Genomic DNA, 21,982 nt, shown 5'->3' with positions numbered 1-21,982 from the left:
GTTCTGCGTAATGTTTAGAGACGCATTGATAATGTTATTTAATTACTGAGAACGCAATGGCCGCATCATTTAAAAAGAAAAAACTAACAGTGTTTCGTTCTGATATGGATCAGAGTTGAAAAACATGTCTGATATAAAATTGCACATTGTTGATAATTGTTTATATTGGTTGTGAACTTGGATTTCTGGATGACAGTATTCAACAAATTTGCTAGAAGTTTTAAATCTCATTGGTTGTTGTATCTTAGTGTTATTGTTTTTGGTATTACGAACTTAGTCGCCTCTTCCGGAGCGCATATGGTTCAGCGATTGCTGTTCTTCGTTCTGACCATCCTGGTTGTTAAACGTATATCATCCCTTCCGCTTCGCCTGCTTGTTGCCGCACCATTTGTGTTACTGACTGCGGCAGACATGAGTATTAGCCTCTATTCATGGTGTACCTTTGGTACAACTTTCAATGATGGATTTGCGATTAGTGTGCTGCAGAGTGATCCGGATGAAGTTGCCAAAATGCTGGGAATGTATAGCCCTTATCTATGTGCTTTTGCCTTTTTATCCCTTCTTTTTTTGGCTGTAATAATAAAATATGATGTTTCCTTGCCGACAAAAAAAGTGACAGGAATATTATTGCTGATTGTCATTTCGGGAAGTTTATTTTCCGCTTGTCAATTTGCTTATAAAGATGCCAAAAATAAAAATGCGTTCAGTCCATATATACTAGCGTCGCGATTTGCTACCTATACGCCGTTTTTCAATCTCAATTATTTTGCTTTAGCAGCGAAAGAGCATCAAAGATTACTCTCAATTGCAAACACAGTGCCGTATTTTCAATTATCAGTCAGGGATACAGGTATTGATACCTACGTGTTGATTGTGGGGGAGTCTGTACGTGTCGACAATATGTCTTTGTATGGATATACACGCTCTACGACACCGCAAGTCGAAGCACAAAGAAAACAGATCAAACTGTTTAATCAAGCAATAAGCGGTGCACCTTACACTGCGCTGTCGGTTCCCCTTTCTTTAACTGCTGATTCTGTTTTGAGCCATGACATTCATAATTACCCCGACAACATTATTAATATGGCTAATCAAGCAGGATTTCAGACTTTCTGGCTAAGCTCGCAATCCGCTTTTCGGCAGAATGGTACAGCAGTTACCAGTATCGCCATGCGTGCCATGGAAACAGTTTATGTCAGAGGATTTGATGAATTGTTGTTGCCGCATTTATCGCAAGCATTACAGCAAAATACGCAGCAAAAGAAACTGATTGTTCTTCATTTAAATGGAAGCCATGAACCGGCTTGTAGCGCCTATCCGCAATCCAGCGCCGTGTTTCAACCGCAGGACGATCAGGATGCCTGCTATGACAACTCCATTCATTACACAGATAGTTTGCTAGGTCAGGTTTTTGAATTATTAAAAGATCGCCGCGCCTCGGTCATGTATTTTGCCGACCACGGCCTGGAACGTGACCCTACGAAGAAGAACGTCTATTTTCATGGAGGCAGGGAGGCCAGCCAGCAGGCATATCATGTTCCGATGTTTATCTGGTATAGCCCCGTTCTTGGGGATGGTGTGGATCGCACAACGGAAAACAACATCTTTTCGACAGCTTACAATAATTACCTTATTAATGCGTGGATGGGGGTAACAAAGCCGGAACAGCCGCAAACGCTTGAGGAAGTGATTGCACACTATAAAGGAGACTCACGGGTTGTGGATGCAAACCATGATGTTTTCGATTATGTGATGCTCAGAAAGGAGTTTACAGAGGATAAGCAAGGTAACCCCACCCCTGAAGGGCAGGGTTGATGTCGAATTACTGGCCTTTGTTTTCCAGATTATCCACCTGCGGCACGCCTGAAGCGGCAGAGGAGGAAAGCAGGCCGGTTTTGGCATAACCGAAAAGTTTCTCGCGGGTATCGGTGATATCCAGGTTACGCATGGTCAATTGACCAATACGATCATCTGGCGAGAACACCGAGTCGCCTTTTTCCATCGTCAGACGCTCTGGCTTGTAGGTCAGGTTCTCTGAGACGGTATTCAGGATTGAATAATCGTTCCCACGGCGCAGCTCCAGGGTAACTTCACCAGTGATCTGGCTGGCAACCCAGCGTTGCAGAGAGTCACGCAGCATCAGCGCCTGGGAATCAAACCAACGTCCCTGGTACAGCAGACGGCCCAACTGACGACCATGTGCATGATACTGTTCAATGGTGTCTTCGTTGTGAATACCGGTAAGCAGACGTTCATACGCAATGTGCAGCAGCGCCATCCCCGGAGCCTCGTAAATACCACGGCTTTTCGCTTCGATGATACGGTTTTCAATCTGGTCGCTCATGCCCAGACCGTGACGACCGCCGATGCGGTTAGCTTCCAGCATCATTTCTACGTCGTCGCTAAAGGTTTTACCGTTCAGCGCCACCGGATGACCTTGCTCAAAGCGTACTGTGACTTCTTCTGCCGGGATCTTCACGCTCTCATCCCAGAACTTCACGCCCATAATCGGGTTGACGATTTTGACGCTGGAGTTGAGGTATTCCAGATCCTTCGCTTCATGCGTTGCACCAAGCATGTTGGAGTCCGTGGAGTAAGCTTTTTCGACAGACATTTTGTAGTCGAAACCGCAGGCAATCATAAATTCAGACATTTCATGACGACCGCCCAGTTCATCAATAAAGTCAGTATCAAGCCACGGTTTGTAAATCTGCAGTTCAGCATTGGTCAGCAGACCGTAACGATAGAAACGTTCGATATCGTTTCCTTTATAGGTGCTGCCGTCACCCCAGATATTCACGCCATCTTCTTTCATAGCAGCAACCAGCATGGTGCCAGTCACGGCGCGGCCCAGCGGCGTCGTGTTGAAATAGGTCAGGCCACCGGTGGTGTTATGAAATGCGCCACACTGAATAGCGGCAATACCTTCGGCCACCAGTTGTTTGCGGCAGTCGATCAGACGTGCGTTCTCCGCGCCGTATTCCATGGCACGACGAGGGATCGCATCATAATCCTCTTCGTCTGGCTGGCCCAGGTTTGCAGTATATGCATAAGGAACCGCTCCCTTTTGTCGCATCCACAGCAGTGCGGCACTGGTGTCCAGACCGCCGGAAAAAGCGATACCAATACGTTGACCTACCGGGAGATGCTTGAGAATCGTCGTCATAAAATAACACCCTGCTTAATTAACTGATGATGAGCCTGGATTTCCGCTCTCATTGAATTTTTATGCAAAATAAATGAGTTTTCATTTAATCATCTTTTATCAGAGACAGGAAGAGTTTAGTGTGTTTTTTGTAAAATAATGCGCTTAAGGGGGATCAGGAGAAGGCAAAAGTATTCAACAAATGAAAGTGAACTGGATATTCATTCACGTGATTAGCAATAAACGTTGACAAAATGTGGCGTGGATCACTATAATGCCTGCAGATTTTACGTCCCGTCTCGGTACACCAAATCCCAGCAGTATTTGCATTTTTTACCCAAAACGAGTAGAATTTGCCACGTTTCAGGCGCGGGGTGGAGCAGCCTGGTAGCTCGTCGGGCTCATAACCCGAAGGTCGTCGGTTCAAATCCGGCCCCCGCAACCACTTTCCCTTAGAGTCCTTTTTCAAATATACTGTGAAGACTTCGGCCTTCGTAGTGGGATTTGAAAAAATCCTTCTGGAAAGTGCTCCAGACCGCAGTTGCGGTTATAGGGTTCAGTTATATAAAGCCCCGATTTATCGGGGTTTTTTGTTATCTGACTACAGAATAACTGGGCTTTAGGCCCTTTTTTTATGTCTTGGGGGTGGGCTTGTCCACATTAGAGCAAAAATTAACAGAGATGATTACTGCGCCAGTTGAGGCCCTGGGTTTTGAACTGGTTGGCATCGAATTTATTCGCGGTCGCACATCCACACTGCGCATCTATATTGATAGTGAAGATGGCATCAATGTTGATGATTGTGCTGATGTGAGCCACCAGGTAAGTGCTGTGCTGGATGTTGAAGATCCCATCACCGTTGCTTATAACCTGGAAGTCTCCTCACCGGGTCTCGATCGCCCACTGTTCACGGCTGAACACTACGCCCGTTTTGTCGGAGAAGAGGTGACTCTGGTTCTCCGTATGGCGGTACAAAACCGTCGTAAATGGCAGGGCGTTATCAAAGCGGTAGACGGTGAAATGATCACAGTTACCGTCGAAGGTAAAGATGAAGTGTTCGCGCTGAGTAATATCCAGAAGGCGAACCTGGTTCCCCACTTTTAATAGTCTGGATGAGGTGAAAAGCCCGCGATGAACAAAGAAATTTTGGCTGTAGTTGAAGCCGTATCCAATGAAAAGGCGCTACCTCGCGAGAAGATTTTCGAAGCATTGGAAAGCGCGCTGGCGACAGCAACAAAGAAAAAATATGAACAAGAGATCGACGTCCGCGTACAGATCGATCGCAAAAGCGGTGATTTTGACACCTTCCGTCGCTGGTTAGTTGTTGATGAAGTCACCCAGCCGACCAAGGAAATCACCCTTGAAGCCGCACGTTATGAAGATGAAAGCCTGAACCTGGGCGATTACGTTGAAGATCAGATTGAGTCTGTTACCTTTGACCGTATCACTACCCAGACGGCAAAACAGGTTATCGTGCAGAAAGTGCGTGAAGCCGAACGTGCGATGGTGGTTGATCAGTTCCGTGAACACGAAGGTGAAATCATCACCGGCGTGGTGAAAAAAGTAAACCGCGACAACATCTCTCTGGATCTGGGCAACAACGCTGAAGCCGTGATCCTGCGCGAAGATATGCTGCCGCGTGAAAACTTCCGCCCTGGCGACCGCGTTCGTGGCGTGCTTTATTCCGTTCGCCCGGAAGCGCGTGGCGCGCAACTGTTCGTCACTCGTTCCAAGCCGGAAATGCTGATCGAACTGTTCCGTATTGAAGTGCCAGAAATCGGCGAAGAAGTGATTGAAATTAAAGCAGCGGCTCGCGACCCGGGTTCTCGTGCGAAAATCGCGGTGAAAACCAACGATAAACGTATCGATCCGGTAGGTGCTTGCGTAGGTATGCGTGGCGCGCGTGTTCAGGCGGTTTCTACTGAACTGGGCGGCGAGCGTATCGATATCGTCCTGTGGGATGATAACCCGGCGCAGTTTGTGATTAACGCAATGGCACCAGCAGACGTTGCTTCTATCGTGGTGGATGAAGATAAACACACCATGGATATCGCCGTTGAAGCCGGTAACCTGGCGCAGGCGATTGGCCGTAACGGTCAGAACGTGCGTCTGGCTTCGCAGCTGAGCGGTTGGGAACTCAACGTGATGACCGTTGACGACCTGCAGGCTAAGCATCAGGCGGAAGCGCACGCAGCGATCGACACCTTCACCAAATATCTCGACATCGACGAAGACTTCGCGACTGTTCTGGTAGAGGAAGGCTTCTCGACGCTGGAAGAACTGGCCTATGTGCCGATGAAAGAGCTGTTGGAAATCGAAGGCCTTGATGAGCCGACCGTTGAAGCACTGCGCGAGCGTGCTAAAAATGCACTGGCCACCATTGCACAGGCCCAGGAAGAAAGCCTCGGTGATAACAAACCGGCTGACGATCTGCTGAACCTTGAAGGGGTAGATCGTGATTTGGCATTCAAACTGGCCGCCCGTGGCGTTTGTACGCTGGAAGATCTCGCCGAACAGGGCATTGATGATCTGGCTGATATCGAAGGGTTGACCGACGAAAAAGCCGGAGCACTGATTATGGCTGCCCGTAATATTTGCTGGTTCGGTGACGAAGCGTAATAAACTGTAGCAGGAAGGAACAGCATGACAGATGTAACGATTAAAACGCTGGCCGCAGAGCGACAGACCTCCGTGGAACGCCTGGTACAGCAATTTGCTGATGCAGGTATCCGGAAGTCTGCTGACGACTCTGTGTCTGCACAAGAGAAACAGACTTTGATTGACCACCTGAATCAGAAAAATTCAGGCCCGGACAAATTGACGCTGCAACGTAAAACACGCAGCACCCTTAACATTCCTGGTACCGGTGGAAAAAGCAAATCGGTACAAATCGAAGTCCGCAAGAAACGCACCTTTGTGAAACGCGATCCGCAAGAGGCTGAACGCCTTGCAGCGGAAGAGCAAGCGCAGCGTGAAGCGGAAGAGCAAGCCCGTCGTGAGGCAGAAGAATCGGCTAAACGCGAGGCGCAACAAAAAGCTGAACGTGAGGCCGCAGAACAAGCTAAGCGTGAAGCTGCTGAACAAGCGAAACGTGAAGCTGCGGAAAAAGACAAAGTGAGCAATCAACAAGACGATATGACTAAAAACGCCCAGGCTGAAAAAGCCCGCCGTGAGCAGGAAGCTGCAGAGCTCAAGCGTAAAGCCGAAGAAGAAGCGCGTCGTAAACTCGAAGAAGAAGCACGTCGCGTTGCTGAAGAAGCACGTCGTATGGCGGAAGAAAACAAATGGACTGATAACGCGGAACCGACTGAGGATTCCAGCGATTATCACGTCACTACTTCTCAACATGCTCGCCAGGCAGAAGACGAAAGCGATCGTGAAGTCGAAGGCGGCCGTGGCCGTGGTCGTAACGCGAAAGCAGCGCGTCCGAAGAAAGGCAACAAACACGCTGAATCAAAAGCTGATCGTGAAGAAGCACGCGCAGCAGTACGTGGCGGTAAGGGCGGAAAACGTAAAGGTTCTTCGCTGCAGCAAGGCTTCCAGAAGCCTGCTCAGGCCGTTAACCGTGACGTTGTGATCGGCGAAACTATCACCGTTGGCGAACTGGCGAACAAGATGGCGGTTAAAGGCTCTCAGGTCATCAAAGCGATGATGAAACTGGGCGCAATGGCAACCATCAACCAGGTTATCGATCAGGAAACCGCACAGCTGGTTGCTGAAGAGATGGGCCACAAAGTTATCCTGCGTCGTGAAAACGAGCTGGAAGAGGCGGTAATGAGCGACCGTGACACGGGTGCTGCGGCTGAACCGCGCGCTCCGGTTGTGACCATCATGGGTCACGTTGACCACGGTAAAACCTCTCTGCTGGACTACATTCGTTCAACGAAAGTGGCCTCTGGCGAAGCGGGCGGCATTACCCAGCACATTGGTGCATACCACGTTGAAACTGAAAACGGCATGATCACCTTCCTGGACACCCCGGGGCACGCCGCGTTTACTTCAATGCGTGCACGTGGTGCGCAGGCAACTGACATCGTAGTCCTGGTTGTTGCTGCCGACGACGGCGTAATGCCGCAGACCATCGAAGCAATCCAGCACGCGAAAGCGGCGCAGGTACCGGTGGTGGTTGCAGTGAACAAGATCGATAAACCAGAAGCCGATCCGGATCGCGTTAAGAACGAACTCTCCCAGTACGGCATCCTGCCGGAAGAGTGGGGCGGTGAAAGCCAGTTCGTACACGTATCTGCGAAAGCGGGTACCGGTATCGATGAACTGCTGGACGCTATCCTGCTGCAGGCGGAAGTTCTGGAGCTGAAAGCGGTACGTAAAGGTATGGCGAGCGGTGCGGTTATCGAATCCTTCCTCGATAAAGGTCGTGGTCCGGTTGCTACCGTTCTGGTACGTGAAGGTACTCTGCACAAGGGCGATATCGTTCTGTGTGGCTTCGAATACGGTCGTGTTCGTGCGATGCGTAACGAACTGGGTCAGGAAGTGCTGGAAGCGGGTCCGTCCATTCCGGTGGAAATCCTCGGCTTGTCCGGTGTTCCGGCTGCGGGTGATGAAGTTACCGTTGTACGTGACGAGAAGAAAGCGCGTGAAGTTGCACTCTATCGTCAGGGTAAATTCCGCGAAGTTAAACTGGCGCGTCAGCAGAAATCTAAACTCGAGAACATGTTCGCCAACATGACCGAAGGCGAAGTTCACGAAGTGAATATCGTCCTGAAGGCAGACGTACAGGGTTCTGTGGAAGCGATCTCCGACTCCTTGCTGAAACTGTCTACTGACGAAGTTAAAGTGAAGATCATCGGTTCTGGCGTAGGTGGTATCACCGAAACCGACGCCACCCTGGCTGCGGCATCCAACGCCATCCTGGTTGGCTTCAACGTACGTGCTGATGCCTCTGCACGTAAAGTGATTGAATCCGAAAGCCTGGATCTACGTTACTACTCCGTCATCTATAACCTGATCGACGAAGTGAAAGCGGCGATGAGCGGTATGCTGTCTCCGGAACTGAAACAGCAGATTATCGGTCTGGCGGAAGTTCGTGACGTGTTCAAATCGCCGAAATTTGGTGCCATCGCAGGCTGTATGGTTACCGAAGGTGTGGTTAAACGTCACAACCCGATCCGCGTTCTGCGTGACAACGTGGTTATCTATGAAGGCGAGCTGGAGTCCCTGCGCCGCTTCAAAGATGACGTTAACGAAGTCCGTAACGGTATGGAATGTGGTATCGGCGTTAAGAACTACAACGACGTCCGCACTGGCGATGTGATCGAAGTATTCGAAATCATCGAGATCCAACGTACCATCGCTTAAGGTTTTTAGGGTTCTATGCGGGATAAGGCGTTTACGCCGCATCCGGCATGGATTGCCTGTTGCGACGCTAGCGCGTCTTATCAGGCCAACGTGAACAGCCCTTCCACCTGAAATTAATTTTTAAAAAGGGGCTAACAGCCCCTTTTTTGTCAGGAGAATTTATTATGGCGAAAGAATTTGGTCGCCCGCAGCGCGTAGCGCAGGAAATGCAAAAAGAGATCGCTCTCATCCTGCAGCGTGAAATTAAAGATCCTCGTCTGGGCATGATGACCACCGTTTCCGGTGTCGAAATGTCTCGCGACCTGGCGTATGCCAAAGTGTATGTCACTTTCCTCAACGACAAAGATGAAGACGCAGTTAAAGCGGGCATCAAAGCGTTGCAGGAAGCTTCTGGTTTCATCCGCAGCCTGCTGGGGAAAGCGATGCGCCTGCGTATCGTGCCGGAACTGACCTTCTTCTACGACAACTCTCTGGTTGAAGGGATGCGCATGTCAAACCTGGTGACCAGCGTGGTCAAACATGACGAAGAACGTCGTGTTAACCCGGACGACAGCAAGGAGGACTAATGAGTCGTCCTCGTCGTCGCGGTCGCGACATTAACGGCGTTTTGTTGCTGGATAAACCTCAGGGTATGTCCAGCAACGATGCGCTGCAAAAAGTGAAACGGATTTATAACGCCAACCGTGCCGGTCATACCGGTGCGCTGGACCCGCTGGCGACCGGCATGTTGCCGATTTGCCTCGGGGAAGCGACGAAGTTTTCCCAGTATCTGCTGGACTCCGACAAACGCTATCGGGTCATTGCGCGTCTTGGACAGCGTACTGATACTTCTGACGCCGACGGACAAATCGTTGAAGAGCGTCCGGTAACCTTTAGTGCAGAACAACTGGCGGCGGCACTGGATACTTTCCGTGGCGATATCGAACAGATCCCATCGATGTATTCAGCACTGAAATACCAGGGCAAAAAACTGTACGAATATGCGCGTCAGGGCATTGAAGTTCCGCGTGAAGCGCGTCCGATTACCGTTTATGAATTGCTGTTTATTCGCCATGAAGGCAATGAGCTGGAGCTGGAAATTCACTGCTCAAAAGGCACTTATATCCGCACTATCATTGACGACCTGGGTGAGAAACTCGGTTGTGGCGCGCATGTTATTTACCTGCGCCGTCTGGCGGTAAGTAAATATCCGGTTGAACGGATGGTGACCCTGGAACATCTGCGTGAACTGGTCGAACAAGCCGAACAGCAGGATATTCCAGCTGCGGAGTTACTTGATCCATTACTGATGCCAATGGACAGTCCAGCTTCGGACTATCCGGTGGTGAATCTTCCGTTAACGTCTTCTGTTTACTTCAAAAATGGTAACCCGGTTCGTACATCTGGCGCGCCGCTGGAAGGACTGGTTCGCGTCACGGAAGGTGAGAACGGCAAATTTATCGGTATGGGCGAAATTGACGATGAAGGCCGCGTTGCGCCTCGTCGTCTGGTGGTTGAATACCCGGCGTAATGTTAACCGTCTTGCGATAACAGGTCGCTACGAGTAGAATACTGCCGCTTAACGTCGCGTAAATTGTTTAACACTTTGCGTAACGTACACTGGGATCGCTGAATTAGAGATCGGCGTCCTTTCATTCTATATACTTTGGAGTTTTAAAATGTCTCTAAGTACTGAAGCAACAGCTAAAATCGTTTCTGAGTTTGGTCGTGACGCAAACGACACCGGTTCTACCGAAGTTCAGGTAGCACTGCTGACTGCACAGATCAACCACCTGCAGGGCCACTTTGCAGAGCACAAAAAAGATCACCACAGCCGTCGTGGTCTGCTGCGCATGGTTTCTCAGCGTCGTAAACTGCTCGACTACCTGAAACGTAAAGACGTAGCACGTTACACCCAGCTCATCGAGCGCCTGGGTCTGCGTCGCTAATTCTTGCGAGTTTCAGAAAAGGGGGCCTGAGTGGCCCCTTTTTTCAAGCTGACGGCAGCAATTCACTGGAAACTAATGTATTGTTGCTATGAATGATCTTCCGTTGCAGAGGTTCGCGCGGCTAATGAGAGGCTTTACCCACATAGAGCTGGGTTAGGGTTGTCATTAGTCGCGAGGATGCGCAGAAGATCGGGTATTAACACCAGTGCCGTAAGGTACTGTCTAAGAAAGAGAAAGGATATTACATTGCTTAATCCGATCGTTCGTAAATTCCAGTACGGCCAACACACCGTGACTCTGGAAACCGGCATGATGGCTCGTCAGGCTACTGCCGCTGTTATGGTTAGCATGGATGACACCGCGGTATTTGTTACCGTTGTTGGCCAGAAAAAAGCCAAACCAGGTCAGGACTTCTTCCCACTGACCGTTAACTATCAGGAGCGTACCTACGCTGCTGGTCGTATCCCGGGTAGCTTCTTCCGTCGTGAAGGTCGTCCAAGCGAAGGCGAAACCCTGATCGCGCGTCTGATTGATCGCCCGATTCGCCCGCTGTTCCCGGAAGGCTTCGTCAACGAAGTTCAGGTTATCGCCACCGTGGTTTCTGTTAACCCGCAGGTTAACCCGGATATCGTCGCGATGATTGGTGCTTCCGCAGCACTGTCTCTGTCTGGTATTCCGTTCAATGGTCCGATTGGTGCTGCCCGCGTAGGTTACATCAATGACCAGTACGTACTGAACCCGACTCAGGACGAGCTGAAAGAGAGCAAACTGGATCTGGTTGTTGCTGGTACTGAAGCCGCTGTACTGATGGTTGAATCTGAAGCTGAATTGCTGAGCGAAGACCAGATGCTGGGCGCAGTAGTGTTCGGTCATGAACAACAGCAGGTTGTTATTCAGAACATCAATGAACTGGTGAAAGAAGCCGGTAAACCACGTTGGGACTGGCAGCCGGAGCCGGTAAACGAAGCGCTGAACGCGCGCGTTGCTGCACTGGCTGAAGCTCGTCTGAGTGATGCTTACCGCATCACCGACAAACAAGAGCGTTATGCGCAGGTTGATGTCATCAAATCTGAAACCATCGCGACGCTGCTTGCTGAAGACGAAACCCTGGACGAAAACGAACTGGGTGAAATTCTGCACGCTATCGAGAAAAACGTTGTTCGTAGCCGCGTACTGGCAGGCGAACCGCGTATCGACGGTCGTGAAAAAGATATGATTCGTGGTCTGGATGTGCGTACTGGCGTGCTGCCGCGTACTCACGGTTCTGCGCTGTTCACCCGTGGTGAAACGCAGGCGCTGGTTACCGCAACGCTGGGTACTGCTCGTGACGCGCAGGTTCTTGATGAACTGATGGGCGAACGTACCGACACCTTCCTGTTCCACTACAACTTCCCTCCGTACTCCGTAGGCGAAACCGGCATGGTCGGTTCTCCGAAGCGTCGTGAAATTGGTCACGGTCGTCTGGCGAAGCGCGGCGTGCTGGCAGTCATGCCGGATATGGACAAATTCCCGTACACCGTACGTGTTGTGTCTGAAATCACTGAATCCAACGGTTCCTCTTCTATGGCTTCCGTGTGCGGCGCGTCTCTGGCGCTGATGGACGCAGGTGTGCCGATCAAAGCTGCCGTTGCGGGTATCGCAATGGGTCTGGTGAAAGAAGGCGACAACTACGTTGTACTGTCTGACATTTTGGGCGACGAAGATCACCTGGGCGATATGGACTTCAAAGTTGCGGGTTCCCGCGACGGTATCTCTGCATTGCAGATGGATATCAAAATTGAAGGTATCACCAAAGAGATCATGCAGGTTGCGCTGAACCAGGCTAAAGGTGCGCGTCTGCATATCCTGGGCGTAATGGAACAGGCGATCAACGCGCCGCGTGGCGATATCTCTGAGTTCGCACCGCGTATCCATACCATCAAGATCAACCCGGACAAGATCAAAGACGTTATCGGTAAAGGCGGTTCTGTTATCCGTGCCCTGACCGAAGAAACTGGCACCACCATCGAAATCGAAGATGACGGTACTGTGAAGATCGCAGCGACCGACGGCGAGAAAGCGAAACACGCTATTCGTCGTATCGAAGAGATCACTGCAGAAATCGAAGTGGGCCGCGTCTACACTGGTAAAGTGACCCGTATCGTTGACTTTGGCGCATTTGTTGCCATCGGCGGCGGTAAAGAAGGTCTGGTACACATCTCTCAAATCGCTGACAAACGCGTTGAGAAAGTGACCGATTACCTGCAGATGGGTCAGGAAGTACCGGTGAAAGTTCTGGAAGTTGATCGCCAGGGCCGTATCCGTCTGAGCATTAAAGAAGCGACTGAGCAGTCTCAACCTGCTGCAGCACCGGAAGCTCCGGCTGCTGAACAGGGCGAGTAAGGTTGCCATTTGCCCTCCGCTGCGGCGGGGGGCTTTTAACCGGGCAGGACGCCTTGTTAGCAACCGGGAACAGGACGTTCATTCAACCGTGGTCTTCGGGAGTGGGAAATGAAGCCTTTTTTGCGCTGGTGTTTCGTTGCGACAGCACTTACGCTTGCAGGATGCAGTAATACTTCCTGGCGTAAAAGTGAAGTCCTCGCGGTACCATTGCAACCGACTTTACAGCAGGAAGTGATTCTGGCACGTATGGAACAAATCCTTGCCAGTCGGGCTTTAACCGATGACGAACGCGCACAGCTTTTATATGAGCGCGGAGTGTTGTATGATAGTCTCGGTCTGAGGGCATTAGCGCGTAACGATTTTTCGCAAGCGCTGGCAATCCGACCGGATATGCCTGAAGTATTCAATTACTTAGGCATATATTTAACGCAGGCAGGCAATTTTGATGCTGCCTATGAAGCGTTTGATTCTGTACTTGAGCTTGATCCAACTTACAACTACGCGCACTTGAATCGCGGGATCGCATTATATTACGGCGGTCGTGACAAGTTAGCGCAAGATGATCTGCTGGCGTTTTATCAAGACGATCCCAATGATCCTTTCCGTAGTCTGTGGCTTTATCTCGCCGAGCAGAAGCTCGATGAGAAGCAGGCTAAAGAAGTGTTGAAACAGCACTTCGAAAAATCGGATAAGGAACAGTGGGGATGGAACATTGTCGAGTTCTACCTGGGCAACATTAGCGAACAAACGTTAATGGAAAGGCTCAAGGCGGACGCAACGGATAACACCTCGCTCGCTGAGCATCTCAGTGAAACCAACTTCTATTTAGGTAAGTACTACCTAAGTCTGGGGGATTTGGACAGCGCCACGGCACTGTTCAAACTGGCGGTTGCCAACAACGTTCATAACTTTGTTGAGCACCGATACGCATTGTTGGAATTATCGCTCCTGGGCCAGGACCAAGATGACCTGGCAGAATCGGACCAGCAATAGCTGACGTACACATCAGCCCGTAATCTTTTTTGATTGCCATCACCTTAACGGGTGAGGGCGTTGTTGTTCGTTAATACACCTACTTTGAGCCGGTTCACACTTTTCAATGAAAATTGCTGATCAATTTCATGATGAGTTATGTAGACTGGCCGCCATTAATTTTGAGGCACACGTACTACATGGCTGAATTCGAAACCACTTTTGCAGATCTGGGCCTGAAGGCTCCTATCCTTGAAGCCCTTAACGATCTGGGTTACGAAAAACCATCTCCAATTCAGGCAGAGTGTATTCCACATCTGCTGAATGGCCGCGACGTTCTGGGTATGGCCCAGACGGGGAGCGGAAAAACTGCAGCATTCTCTTTACCTCTGTTGCAGAATCTTGATCCTGAGCTGAAAGCACCACAGATTCTGGTGCTGGCACCGACCCGCGAACTGGCGGTACAGGTTGCTGAAGCAATGACGGATTTCTCTAAACACATGCGCGGCGTAAATGTGGTTGCTCTGTACGGCGGCCAGCGTTATGACGTGCAATTACGCGCCCTGCGTCAGGGGCCGCAGATCGTTGTCGGTACTCCGGGCCGTCTGCTGGACCACCTGAAACGTGGCACTCTGGACCTCTCTAAACTGAGCGGTCTGGTTCTGGATGAAGCTGACGAAATGCTGCGCATGGGCTTCATCGAAGACGTTGAAACCATTATGGCGCAGATCCCGGAAGGTCATCAGACCGCTCTGTTCTCTGCAACCATGCCGGAAGCGATTCGTCGCATTACCCGCCGCTTTATGAAAGAGCCGCAGGAAGTGCGCATTCAGTCCAGCGTGACTACCCGTCCTGACATCAGCCAGAGCTACTGGACTGTCTGGGGTATGCGTAAAAACGAAGCACTGGTACGTTTCCTGGAAGCGGAAGATTTTGATGCGGCGATTATCTTCGTTCGTACCAAAAATGCGACTCTGGAAGTGGCTGAAGCTCTTGAGCGTAACGGCTACAACAGTGCCGCGCTGAACGGTGACATGAACCAGGCGCTGCGTGAGCAGACACTGGAACGCCTGAAAGATGGTCGTCTGGACATCCTGATTGCGACCGACGTTGCAGCCCGTGGCCTGGACGTTGAGCGTATCAGCCTGGTGGTTAACTACGATATCCCGATGGATTCTGAGTCTTACGTTCACCGTATCGGTCGTACCGGTCGTGCGGGTCGTGCTGGCCGCGCGCTGCTGTTCGTTGAGAACCGCGAGCGTCGTCTGCTGCGCAACATTGAACGTACTATGAAGCTGACTATTCCGGAAGTAGAACTGCCGAACGCAGAACTGCTGGGCAAACGCCGTCTGGAAAAATTCGCCGCTAAAGTACAGCAGCAGCTGGAAAGCAGCGATCTGGATCAATACCGCGCACTGCTGAGCAAAATTCAGCCGACTGCAGAAGGTGAAGAGCAGGATCTCGAAACTCTGGCTGCGGCACTGCTGAAAATGGCACAGGGTGAACGTACTCTGATTGTTCCGCCAGATGCGCCGATGCGTCCGAAACGTGAATTCCGTGACCGTGATGACCGTGGTCCGCGCGATCGTAACGACCGTGGCCCACGTGGCGACCGTGAAGATCGTCCGCGTCGTGAACGTCGTGATGTTGGTGACATGCAGCTTTACCGCATTGAAGTGGGCCGCGATGATGGTGTTGAAGTTCGTCATATCGTTGGCGCGATTGCTAACGAAGGCGACATCAGCAGCCGTTACATCGGTAACATTAAGCTGTTTGCTTCTCACTCCACTATCGAACTGCCGAAAGGTATGCCGGGTGAAGTACTGCAACACTTTACGCGTACTCGCATTCTGAACAAGCCGATGAATATGCAGTTGCTGGGCGATGCGCAGCCGCATACTGGCGGTGAGCGTCGTGGCGGTGGTCGTGGTTTCGGTGGCGAGCGTCGTGAAGGCGGTCGTAACTTCAGCGGTGAACGCCGTGAAGGTGGTCGTGGTGATGGTCGTCGTTTTAGCGGCGAACGTCGTGAAGGCCGCGCACCGCGTCGTGATGACTCTACCGGTCGTCGTCGTTTCGGTGGCGATGCGTAATCATCGCTGAACAGCGAACACAGTCTGTAAAATAATATATACAGCCCCGATTTGAACCATCGGGGCTTTTTTTCTGTCTTTTGTACTCGTGTACTGGTACAGTGCAATACATAACAACGCAGTCGCACTATTTTTCACTGGAGAGAAGCCCTCATGGCAACACTAACCACCACCCAAACGTCACCGTCGCTGCTTGGCGGCGTGGTGATTATCGGCGGCACCATTATTGGCGCAGGGATGTTTTCTCTGCCAGTGGTCATGTCCGGGGCGTGGTTCTTCTGGTCAATGGCGGCGCTGATCTTCACCTGGTTCTGTATGCTGCATTCCGGCTTGATGATTCTGGAAGCTAACCTGAATTACCGAATCGGTTCGAGTTTTGACACTATCACCAAAGATTTGCTGGGCAAAGGCTGGAACGTGGTCAACGGCATTTCCATTGCCTTTGTGCTCTATATCCTGACCTATGCCTATATTTCTGCCAGTGGTTCAATTCTGCATCACACCTTCGCAGAGATGTCGCTAAACGTCCCGGCACGGGCGGCGGGTTTTGGTTTTGCACTGCTGGTAGCGTTTGTGGTGTGGTTGAGTACTAAGGCCGTCAGCCGCATGACGGCGATTGTGCTGGGGGCGAAAGTCATTACCTTCTTCCTCACCTTTGGCAGCCTGTTGGGGCATGTGCAGCCTGCGACATTGTTCAACGTTGCAGAAAGCAATGCATCTTATGCGCCGTATCTGCTGATGACATTGCCGTTCTGCCTGGCGTCGTTTGGTTATCACGGTAACGTGCCAAGCCTGATGAAGTATTACGGCAAAGATCCGAAAACCATCGTGAAATGCCTGGTGTACGGTACGCTGATGGCACTGGCGCTGTATACCATCTGGTTGCTGGCGACGATGGGTAACATCCCGCGTCCGGAGTTTATCGGTATTGCAGAGAAGGGCGGTAATATTGATGTGCTGGTACAGGCATTAAGCGGCGTGCTGAACAGCCGTAGCCTGGACCTTCTGCTGGTCGTGTTCTCAAACTTTGCGGTAGCGAGTTCGTTCCTTGGCGTAACGCTGGGTTTGTTTGACTATCTGGCAGATCTGTTTGGTTTCGATGACTCAGCCCTGGGGCGCTTGAAAACGGCATTGCTGACCTTTGCCCCGCCTGTTGTGGGTGGTCTACTGTTCCCGAACGGATTCCTGTACGCCATTGGTTATGCTGGTTTAGCAGCTACCATCTGGGCGGCAATTGTTCCGGCGCTGTTAGCCCGCGCATCGCGTAAACGCTTTGGCAGCCCGAAATTCCGCGTCTGGGGCGGCAAGCCGATGATTACGCTGATTCTGGTGTTTGGCGTTGGCAACGCACTGGTCCATATTTTATCGAGCTTTAATTTACTGCCGGTGTATCAGTAATCAGCGGTGCCTTATCCGACATTTCTGCTGCCTACACAATGCCTGATGCGCTTCGCTTATCAGGTCTACGTAGGACAGCGTTGCCAGCTCGGATAAGGCTTCCCGCGTTAAGACACACTATCCCAACAACTCTTCCTTAACATCCATCGCCAGCTCAAACGAATGCAGCCGCGCCTGGTGGTCGAAAATCTGCCCGTTGACCATAATCTCATCGGCGTCGGTTTCGCGCAGGATCGACTGCAAGCCATGACGCACTTTCGCTTTATCACCTACCAACGACATACTCAGCGCCTGCTGCACACCATACTGTTCGGACGGCGACCAGAACTGATCCATATTTTGAATCGGTGGCGGCAGTTGCCCGGTTTCGCCACGGCGCAACTTCACAAAGGCTTGCTGCATTGAGGTAAACAGAAACTCAGCGTCGCGGTTGCTATCGGCGGCGATAATATTGATGCACACCATCGCGTATGGTTTTTCCAGTCGTGCCGACGGTTTGAAGTTGCTGCGATAAAGATGCAGCGCCTGGAACAACATATCCGGCGCGAAGTGTGAGGCAAACGCGAACGGCAGACCAAGCTGCGCCGCCAGTTGCGCGCTGTAAAGGCTGGAGCCTAACAACCACACGGGGATTTTCTCGCCATAGCCTGGTACCGGGCGCACATGCGGATTGGGATCGCGGGCGTCAAACCAGTCCACCAGCTCCGCGACATCGCGGGGGAAATTATCAATATCGCCGCTCATATGGCGACGCAGCGCCATCATTGTCCGTTGGTCACTACCTGGCGCACGACCCAGCCCCAAATCGATTCGCCCCGGATAGAGTGTATTGAGCGTGCCGAACTGTTCGGCAATGACCAACGGTGAGTGGTTAGGCAACATCACGCCGCCAGACCCCAGATGCAGCGTGGTGGTATTCGCCGCCAGATAGCCAATCAATACCGACGTGGCAGCACTGGCAATGCCAGTCATATTGTGGTGTTCTGCCAGCCAGTAGCGATGATAGCCGCGCTTTTCAGCCAGACGGGCGAGATCGAGAGAGTGGGAGAATGCTTCTCGCGCTGAAGAACCTTCGGGAATGGGGGCCAGATCGAGTAGCGAAAACGCAATGGTTTTATCAGTCATAACAGCTCACTTTGTTACCGATTAATCTTTAATACTGCATTAAAGAGTAGTTAAAGTTGTTAACAAAGTGAGCTGTGCTCTAAATAATTCGAGTTGCAGGAAGGCGACAAGAGAGTGAATCCCCAGGAGCTTACATAAGTAAGTGACTGGGGTGAACGAATGCAGATGCAGCACATGCAACTTGAAGTATGACGAGCATATTTACTTAGGCTTGCAGCTCCAGTCCTGCCAGCCGCCGCCAGTAGCCGTTACAGTCGCTGTTTGCCGTCAACAATAGTGGCGCAGCGCCATTTTCATTAGCGCGGAAGGCGTCGAGCATCGCGAAAGTGTCAGTACCCTGCGGTGACAGGCGGACCACATCAACCAGCCCCTGCATGGATGCCAGCTCGTTACCGAGGTTGTAAACGTAGCCGCTCATGGTCTGAATGCCATTGAGTACAAACACTTGTTGGTTTTCCTGCGACAGCACGTTGCGCCCGTTCGGATACTTAATGCAGCAGGTTTCACACTCATCTTTCGGGCGGTCTTCCGAACGCGCGGTAAAGCAGCGGGCGGAGTAGGCCAGCGGTAGATGACCGTAGCTCAGGACTTCCACTTCAAACTGGTTGCGAATGCCCAGCTCATCGCACTGATTAAGCAGATTCACCAGCCAGTCGCGGGAAAGCTCCACCGGCATACACCAGCGCATCATGCCCTGTTTGAGCAATATTTTCAGCGTCACCGCGTTGTAGCAGTTCAGCGCGTGCCCGGCGACGAACGGCAGTTTGCGTTCAGCGCACATATTCACCACGCCGAGATCGCTGGCTTCAATCAGAAACTCACCGTTCTCAACATAGCGTTTCAGTTCGCCCAGTTCAGAGGATGCCTGCACCAGCGCCAGCGTGGAGAGCACAATCTGCTTGCCACTTCCGGCGAGCGATTTTGCCATCTCCAGCCAGTCGCCAACTTTGGTTGCCCGGCGCTTGCTGCATACCGCTTCACCAAGATAAATCACGTCGGCGCTGCTGGTGGCGGCCTGCTGATAAAAATCTTCCAGCGTCTCTTTTGGCCAGTACCACAGCACTGGCCCTAAGGAATATTTCATTGCTCTTCTCACTGCCATTTACGGTGATACGCGCCAAGGGTGGTCTGCGTGCCTTCGGACATCGACCCGAGCGTCTCCATCCACGCGCTTTGCGGTATGAAGTTTTGCGGATCGGCCTTACAACGGTCGATAGCCTGACGCCAGACTTTCGCCACCTGGCTGACATACGCCGGGCTACGCTGGCGGCCTTCAATTTTCACCGAAGCAATATTCGCCGCCATTAACTCCGGCAGCAGTTCCAGGGTATTGAGACTGGTTGGTTCTTCCAGCGCGTGATAGCGCTCGCCGTCCACCAGATAACGCCCTTTACATAGCGTCGGATAACCTGCGTTTTCGCCGTCCTGATAACGGTCGATCAGCACTTCGTTCAGGCGGGATTCCAGCCCCTGCGGCGTTTGTTGCCAGCGCACGAAACGGGCCGGAGAACACGCGCCTACGGTGTTGGGCGACTCACCCGTCAGATACGACGACAGATAGCAACGACCTTCCGACATAATGCACAGGCTGCCGAAAGCAAAGACTTCCAGTGGTACAGGTGTGACCCGTGCCAGTTGTTTCACCTGATGAATCGACAACACGCGCGGCAGCACCACGCGGGCAACGTCAAAATGGCGATGATAAAAGTTAATCGCCTCTTCATTGGTCGCCGAAGCCTGCACCGATACGTGGCGCTCAATATGCGGATAACGCTCGGCGGCGTATTCCAGCATGGCGAGGTCGGCGAGGATCAGCGCGTCGGCACCCAGCTGCGCCGCCATATCCACGGCGCGCTGCCAACGGGCGTAACCGTCCGGATGCGCAAAAGTGTTAATCGCGATGTGAAGTTTGCGGCGATGTTGATGGACAAAACTCACCGCTTCCTGCAATTTTTTCTCGGTAAAGTTAAGGCCGGCGAAGTGACGGGCATTGGTATCATCTTTTAGCCCGATATAAACAGCATCTGCGCCGTTTTCGATGGCCGCCTTAAGCGCCGGGAGATTTCCGGCAGGGCAGAGCAGCTCCATAATTTTTCCTGAAGGTTGCGCTATCAAAACGCAAAAATGTTAACGAACTGGGATTTTAGTTAACCTTGCTGCGACAATTTTTGATTTAAGGCAGTTAAAGTTGTATTGGTGGTAGCAGCAATTTCATATGGAATTGTTGATTTATACCGCTATGTTATTTTTCTGATATGGCAAAATAGGATGATTGTTGAAACAGGGAGTAAAACTCGTGTTGGATAAACTGCGTTCCCGTATTGTGCATTTGGGGCCATCTCTGTTGAGTGTACCGGTAAAACTGACGCCATTTGCGCTAAAACGCCAGGTTCTTGAGCAGGTCTTAAGCTGGCAATTCCGTCAGGCGCTGGATGATGGTGAGCTGGAGTTTCTTGAAGGCCGCTGGTTAAGTATTCATGTGCGTGATATTGACCTGCAATGGTTTACCTCGGTGGTGAATGGCAAACTGGTGGTCAGCCAGAACGCGCAAGCTGATGTGAGTTTTAGTGCCGACGCCAGCGATCTGCTGATGATTGCGGCGCGTAAACAAGATCCGGATACGCTCTTCTTCCAGCGTCGGCTGGTGATTGAAGGCGATACGGAGCTGGGGCTGTATGTGAAAAACCTGATGGACGCCATTGAACTGGAGCAAATGCCGAAAGCCTTACGCATGATGCTGCTGCAACTGGCGGATTTTGTTGAGGCGGGAATGAAAACCGCGCCTGAAACCAAACAGACATCGGTAGGTGAACCATGCTAATTCGAGTAGAAATTCCCATTGATGCGCCGGGTATTGATGCCCTGCTACGTCGCTCATTCGAAAGTGATGCGGAAGCGAAGCTGGTTCACGATCTGCGTGAAGATGGCTTTCTGACGCTGGGGCTGGTGGCGACAGATGACGAAGGTCAGGTCATTGGCTATGTGGCATTTAGTCCGGTTGATGTGCAGGGCGAAGACCTGCAATGGGTCGGCATGGCACCGTTGGCGGTTGATGAAAAATACCGTGGACAGGGGCTGGCACGCCAACTGGTCTATGAAGGACTCGATTCGCTTAATGAGTTCGGCTATGCCGCAGTGGTGACGCTGGGCGATCCGGCGCTGTACAGTCGTTTCGGCTTTGAACTGGCGGCGCATCACGATCTGCGTTGCCGCTGGCCGGGCACTGAAAGCGCCTTCCAGGTACATCGTTTAGCGGATGACGCGCTGAATGGCGTTACCGGCCTGGTTGAGTATCACGAGCATTTCAATCGCTTTTAATCTCCGGGGTTTGCAGACTGCTTAACAGCTCTGCAAACCCTGCGCCTTCCGCTACCAGACGCTCTTTTTGCCGTTTGGTCAGTTGCTTAACGCGATATTCCGCCCGTAACGCCAGCGAACGATCGCCCACTGGAGCAGAAAACGCCAGCGTCAGTTCTCCTTTCCCGCGCAGTGCTTTCGCCCCTTTGCCGCTTTGGTGCTGCTGATAGCGGCGTTCGACATCCGTGGTGATCCCGGTATAAAGCTTATTGTCGGCGGTACGGATCAAGTAAAGAAACCAGGGTGTCATCGTCTGCATCGCATGTTAA

The 21,982-nt window shown here is 51.7% G+C and carries 19 protein-coding genes and 1 tRNA gene; 15 read left to right on the top strand and 5 right to left on the bottom strand.

The features are described from left to right. Positions 1–189: 189 nt before the first annotated feature. Positions 190–1,815 (top strand): phosphoethanolamine transferase, encoded by a 1,626-nt coding sequence (locus ACJHW7_RS13650; RefSeq protein ID WP_072132115.1) that lies wholly within the window; start codon positions 190–192, stop codon positions 1,813–1,815. A gap of 7 nt (positions 1,816–1,822) precedes the next feature. Here the strand turns inward: ACJHW7_RS13650 and argG are convergent, their stop codons facing one another. Then, the gene (argG, locus tag ACJHW7_RS13645; RefSeq protein ID WP_000207679.1) at positions 1,823–3,166 is read right to left on the bottom strand and encodes an argininosuccinate synthase; all 1,344 of its coding nucleotides are present in this window, start codon (positions 3,164–3,166) and stop codon (positions 1,823–1,825) included. Positions 3,167–3,513: 347 nt separating this feature from the next. Between argG and ACJHW7_RS13640 the strand changes: the two genes are divergently transcribed. The 12 genes from ACJHW7_RS13640 (at position 3,514) to mtr (ending at position 17,231) form a co-directional block, all read left to right on the top strand. After that, positions 3,514–3,590 (top strand) — tRNA-Met (locus ACJHW7_RS13640). 206 nt (positions 3,591–3,796) lie between these two features. Then, positions 3,797–4,249: a ribosome maturation factor RimP gene (rimP, locus tag ACJHW7_RS13635; protein WP_001300397.1), complete on the top strand. Its 453-nt coding sequence runs from the start codon at positions 3,797–3,799 to the stop codon at positions 4,247–4,249. A 27-nt stretch (positions 4,250–4,276) separates the two neighbouring features. Next, positions 4,277–5,764 carry a transcription termination factor NusA gene (nusA, locus tag ACJHW7_RS13630; RefSeq protein ID WP_001031057.1) on the top strand — a complete coding sequence of 496 codons (1,488 nt, stop codon included), beginning with the start codon at positions 4,277–4,279 and terminating at the stop codon, positions 5,762–5,764. A 24-nt stretch (positions 5,765–5,788) separates the two neighbouring features. After that, positions 5,789–8,461 carry a translation initiation factor IF-2 gene (infB, locus tag ACJHW7_RS13625; RefSeq protein WP_021557252.1) on the top strand — a complete coding sequence of 891 codons (2,673 nt, stop codon included), beginning with the start codon at positions 5,789–5,791 and terminating at the stop codon, positions 8,459–8,461. Between the two features lie 164 nt (positions 8,462–8,625). Further along, complete coding sequence (gene rbfA / locus ACJHW7_RS13620; protein ID WP_001040205.1) at positions 8,626–9,027, top strand: 30S ribosome-binding factor RbfA; 402 nt, start codon at positions 8,626–8,628, stop codon at positions 9,025–9,027. Then, on the top strand, positions 9,027–9,971 hold the full coding sequence (truB, locus tag ACJHW7_RS13615; protein WP_000089698.1) for a tRNA pseudouridine(55) synthase TruB: 945 nt from the start codon (positions 9,027–9,029) through the stop codon (positions 9,969–9,971). Before rbfA ends, truB begins: the two co-directional genes overlap by 1 nt. 148 nt (positions 9,972–10,119) lie before the next feature. Further along, a complete protein-coding gene (gene rpsO, locus ACJHW7_RS13610) occupies positions 10,120–10,389 on the top strand; it encodes a 30S ribosomal protein S15 (protein WP_000059466.1) in 270 nt (89 codons plus the stop codon). Positions 10,390–10,635: 246 nt separating this feature from the next. Continuing rightward, positions 10,636–12,771 carry a polyribonucleotide nucleotidyltransferase gene (gene pnp, locus ACJHW7_RS13605; RefSeq protein ID WP_001298740.1) on the top strand — a complete coding sequence of 712 codons (2,136 nt, stop codon included), beginning with the start codon at positions 10,636–10,638 and terminating at the stop codon, positions 12,769–12,771. A 108-nt stretch (positions 12,772–12,879) separates the two neighbouring features. Beyond that, positions 12,880–13,764 (top strand): lipoprotein NlpI, encoded by an 885-nt coding sequence (gene nlpI, locus ACJHW7_RS13600; RefSeq protein ID WP_000802080.1) that lies wholly within the window; start codon positions 12,880–12,882, stop codon positions 13,762–13,764. Positions 13,765–13,870: 106 nt separating this feature from the next. Next, a complete protein-coding gene (gene yrbN, locus ACJHW7_RS13595; RefSeq protein WP_010723222.1) occupies positions 13,871–13,951 on the top strand; it encodes a protein YrbN in 81 nt (26 codons plus the stop codon). After that, entirely contained in the window at positions 13,944–15,833 is a 1,890-nt protein-coding gene (gene deaD / locus ACJHW7_RS13590) for an ATP-dependent RNA helicase DeaD (protein WP_001297428.1), read from the top strand. The genes yrbN and deaD overlap by 8 nt, the downstream gene beginning before the upstream one ends. A 153-nt stretch (positions 15,834–15,986) precedes the next feature. Continuing rightward, a complete protein-coding gene (mtr, locus tag ACJHW7_RS13585; RefSeq protein ID WP_000224340.1) occupies positions 15,987–17,231 on the top strand; it encodes a tryptophan permease in 1,245 nt (414 codons plus the stop codon). Positions 17,232–17,348: 117 nt separating this feature from the next. On the opposite strand, the gene ACJHW7_RS13580 is transcribed toward mtr, so the two are convergent. The 3 genes from ACJHW7_RS13580 to ACJHW7_RS13570 all read right to left on the bottom strand — a co-directional run bounded on the left by ACJHW7_RS13580 (position 17,349) and on the right by ACJHW7_RS13570 (position 20,444). Continuing rightward, positions 17,349–18,356 carry a luciferase-like monooxygenase gene (locus ACJHW7_RS13580; RefSeq protein WP_000130380.1) on the bottom strand — a complete coding sequence of 336 codons (1,008 nt, stop codon included), beginning with the start codon at positions 18,354–18,356 and terminating at the stop codon, positions 17,349–17,351. Between the two features lie 205 nt (positions 18,357–18,561). Then, positions 18,562–19,440, bottom strand: coding sequence for a U32 family peptidase (locus ACJHW7_RS13575; protein WP_001307410.1), 879 nt, complete (start codon positions 19,438–19,440; stop codon positions 18,562–18,564). Positions 19,441–19,448: 8 nt separating this feature from the next. Next, positions 19,449–20,444, bottom strand: a complete 996-nt coding sequence (locus tag ACJHW7_RS13570) for a peptidase U32 family protein (RefSeq protein ID WP_001298771.1) — start codon at positions 20,442–20,444, stop codon at positions 19,449–19,451. 208 nt (positions 20,445–20,652) lie between these two features. Here ACJHW7_RS13570 and ACJHW7_RS13565 point away from each other — a divergent pair, with 208 nt between their 5' ends. Beyond that, entirely contained in the window at positions 20,653–21,177 is a 525-nt protein-coding gene (locus tag ACJHW7_RS13565) for an SCP2 domain-containing protein (protein WP_001295552.1), read from the top strand. Further along, entirely contained in the window at positions 21,171–21,674 is a 504-nt protein-coding gene (locus tag ACJHW7_RS13560) for a GNAT family N-acetyltransferase (RefSeq protein WP_000908554.1), read from the top strand. The genes ACJHW7_RS13565 and ACJHW7_RS13560 overlap by 7 nt, the downstream gene beginning before the upstream one ends. Here ACJHW7_RS13560 and yhbQ read toward each other — a convergent pair. After that, a complete protein-coding gene (gene yhbQ / locus ACJHW7_RS13555) occupies positions 21,661–21,963 on the bottom strand; it encodes a DNA damage response exodeoxyribonuclease YhbQ (protein ID WP_000189314.1) in 303 nt (100 codons plus the stop codon). The genes ACJHW7_RS13560 and yhbQ overlap by 14 nt on opposite strands. Between the last annotated feature and the right edge of the window lie 19 nt (positions 21,964–21,982).

Origin of the sequence: Escherichia sp. WS1152 (genome assembly GCF_046487665.1) — a bacterium.
Taxonomy (GTDB): domain Bacteria; phylum Pseudomonadota; class Gammaproteobacteria; order Enterobacterales; family Enterobacteriaceae; genus Escherichia; species Escherichia coli.
The sequence above is the reverse complement of the archived record's forward strand: the minus strand, read 5'-3'. Positions and strand labels throughout refer to the sequence as shown.

Coding starts and splice junctions, on each gene's coding strand:
- argG (WP_000207679.1), bottom strand. CDS start 3,166: ATGACGACGATTCTCAAGCATCTCCCGGTAGGTCAACGTATTGGTATC.
- yrbN (WP_010723222.1), top strand. CDS start 13,871: ATGAAAATTGCTGATCAATTTCATGATGAGTTATGTAGACTGGCCGCC.
- nusA (WP_001031057.1), top strand. CDS start 4,277: ATGAACAAAGAAATTTTGGCTGTAGTTGAAGCCGTATCCAATGAAAAG.
- ACJHW7_RS13650 (WP_072132115.1), top strand. CDS start 190: ATGACAGTATTCAACAAATTTGCTAGAAGTTTTAAATCTCATTGGTTG.
- rbfA (WP_001040205.1), top strand. CDS start 8,626: ATGGCGAAAGAATTTGGTCGCCCGCAGCGCGTAGCGCAGGAAATGCAA.
- ACJHW7_RS13575 (WP_001307410.1), bottom strand. CDS start 19,440: ATGAAATATTCCTTAGGGCCAGTGCTGTGGTACTGGCCAAAAGAGACG.
- deaD (WP_001297428.1), top strand. CDS start 13,944: ATGGCTGAATTCGAAACCACTTTTGCAGATCTGGGCCTGAAGGCTCCT.
- infB (WP_021557252.1), top strand. CDS start 5,789: ATGACAGATGTAACGATTAAAACGCTGGCCGCAGAGCGACAGACCTCC.
- mtr (WP_000224340.1), top strand. CDS start 15,987: ATGGCAACACTAACCACCACCCAAACGTCACCGTCGCTGCTTGGCGGC.
- ACJHW7_RS13570 (WP_001298771.1), bottom strand. CDS start 20,444: ATGGAGCTGCTCTGCCCTGCCGGAAATCTCCCGGCGCTTAAGGCGGCC.
- ACJHW7_RS13560 (WP_000908554.1), top strand. CDS start 21,171: ATGCTAATTCGAGTAGAAATTCCCATTGATGCGCCGGGTATTGATGCC.
- nlpI (WP_000802080.1), top strand. CDS start 12,880: ATGAAGCCTTTTTTGCGCTGGTGTTTCGTTGCGACAGCACTTACGCTT.
- ACJHW7_RS13580 (WP_000130380.1), bottom strand. CDS start 18,356: ATGACTGATAAAACCATTGCGTTTTCGCTACTCGATCTGGCCCCCATT.
- rpsO (WP_000059466.1), top strand. CDS start 10,120: ATGTCTCTAAGTACTGAAGCAACAGCTAAAATCGTTTCTGAGTTTGGT.
- truB (WP_000089698.1), top strand. CDS start 9,027: ATGAGTCGTCCTCGTCGTCGCGGTCGCGACATTAACGGCGTTTTGTTG.
- yhbQ (WP_000189314.1), bottom strand. CDS start 21,963: ATGACACCCTGGTTTCTTTACTTGATCCGTACCGCCGACAATAAGCTT.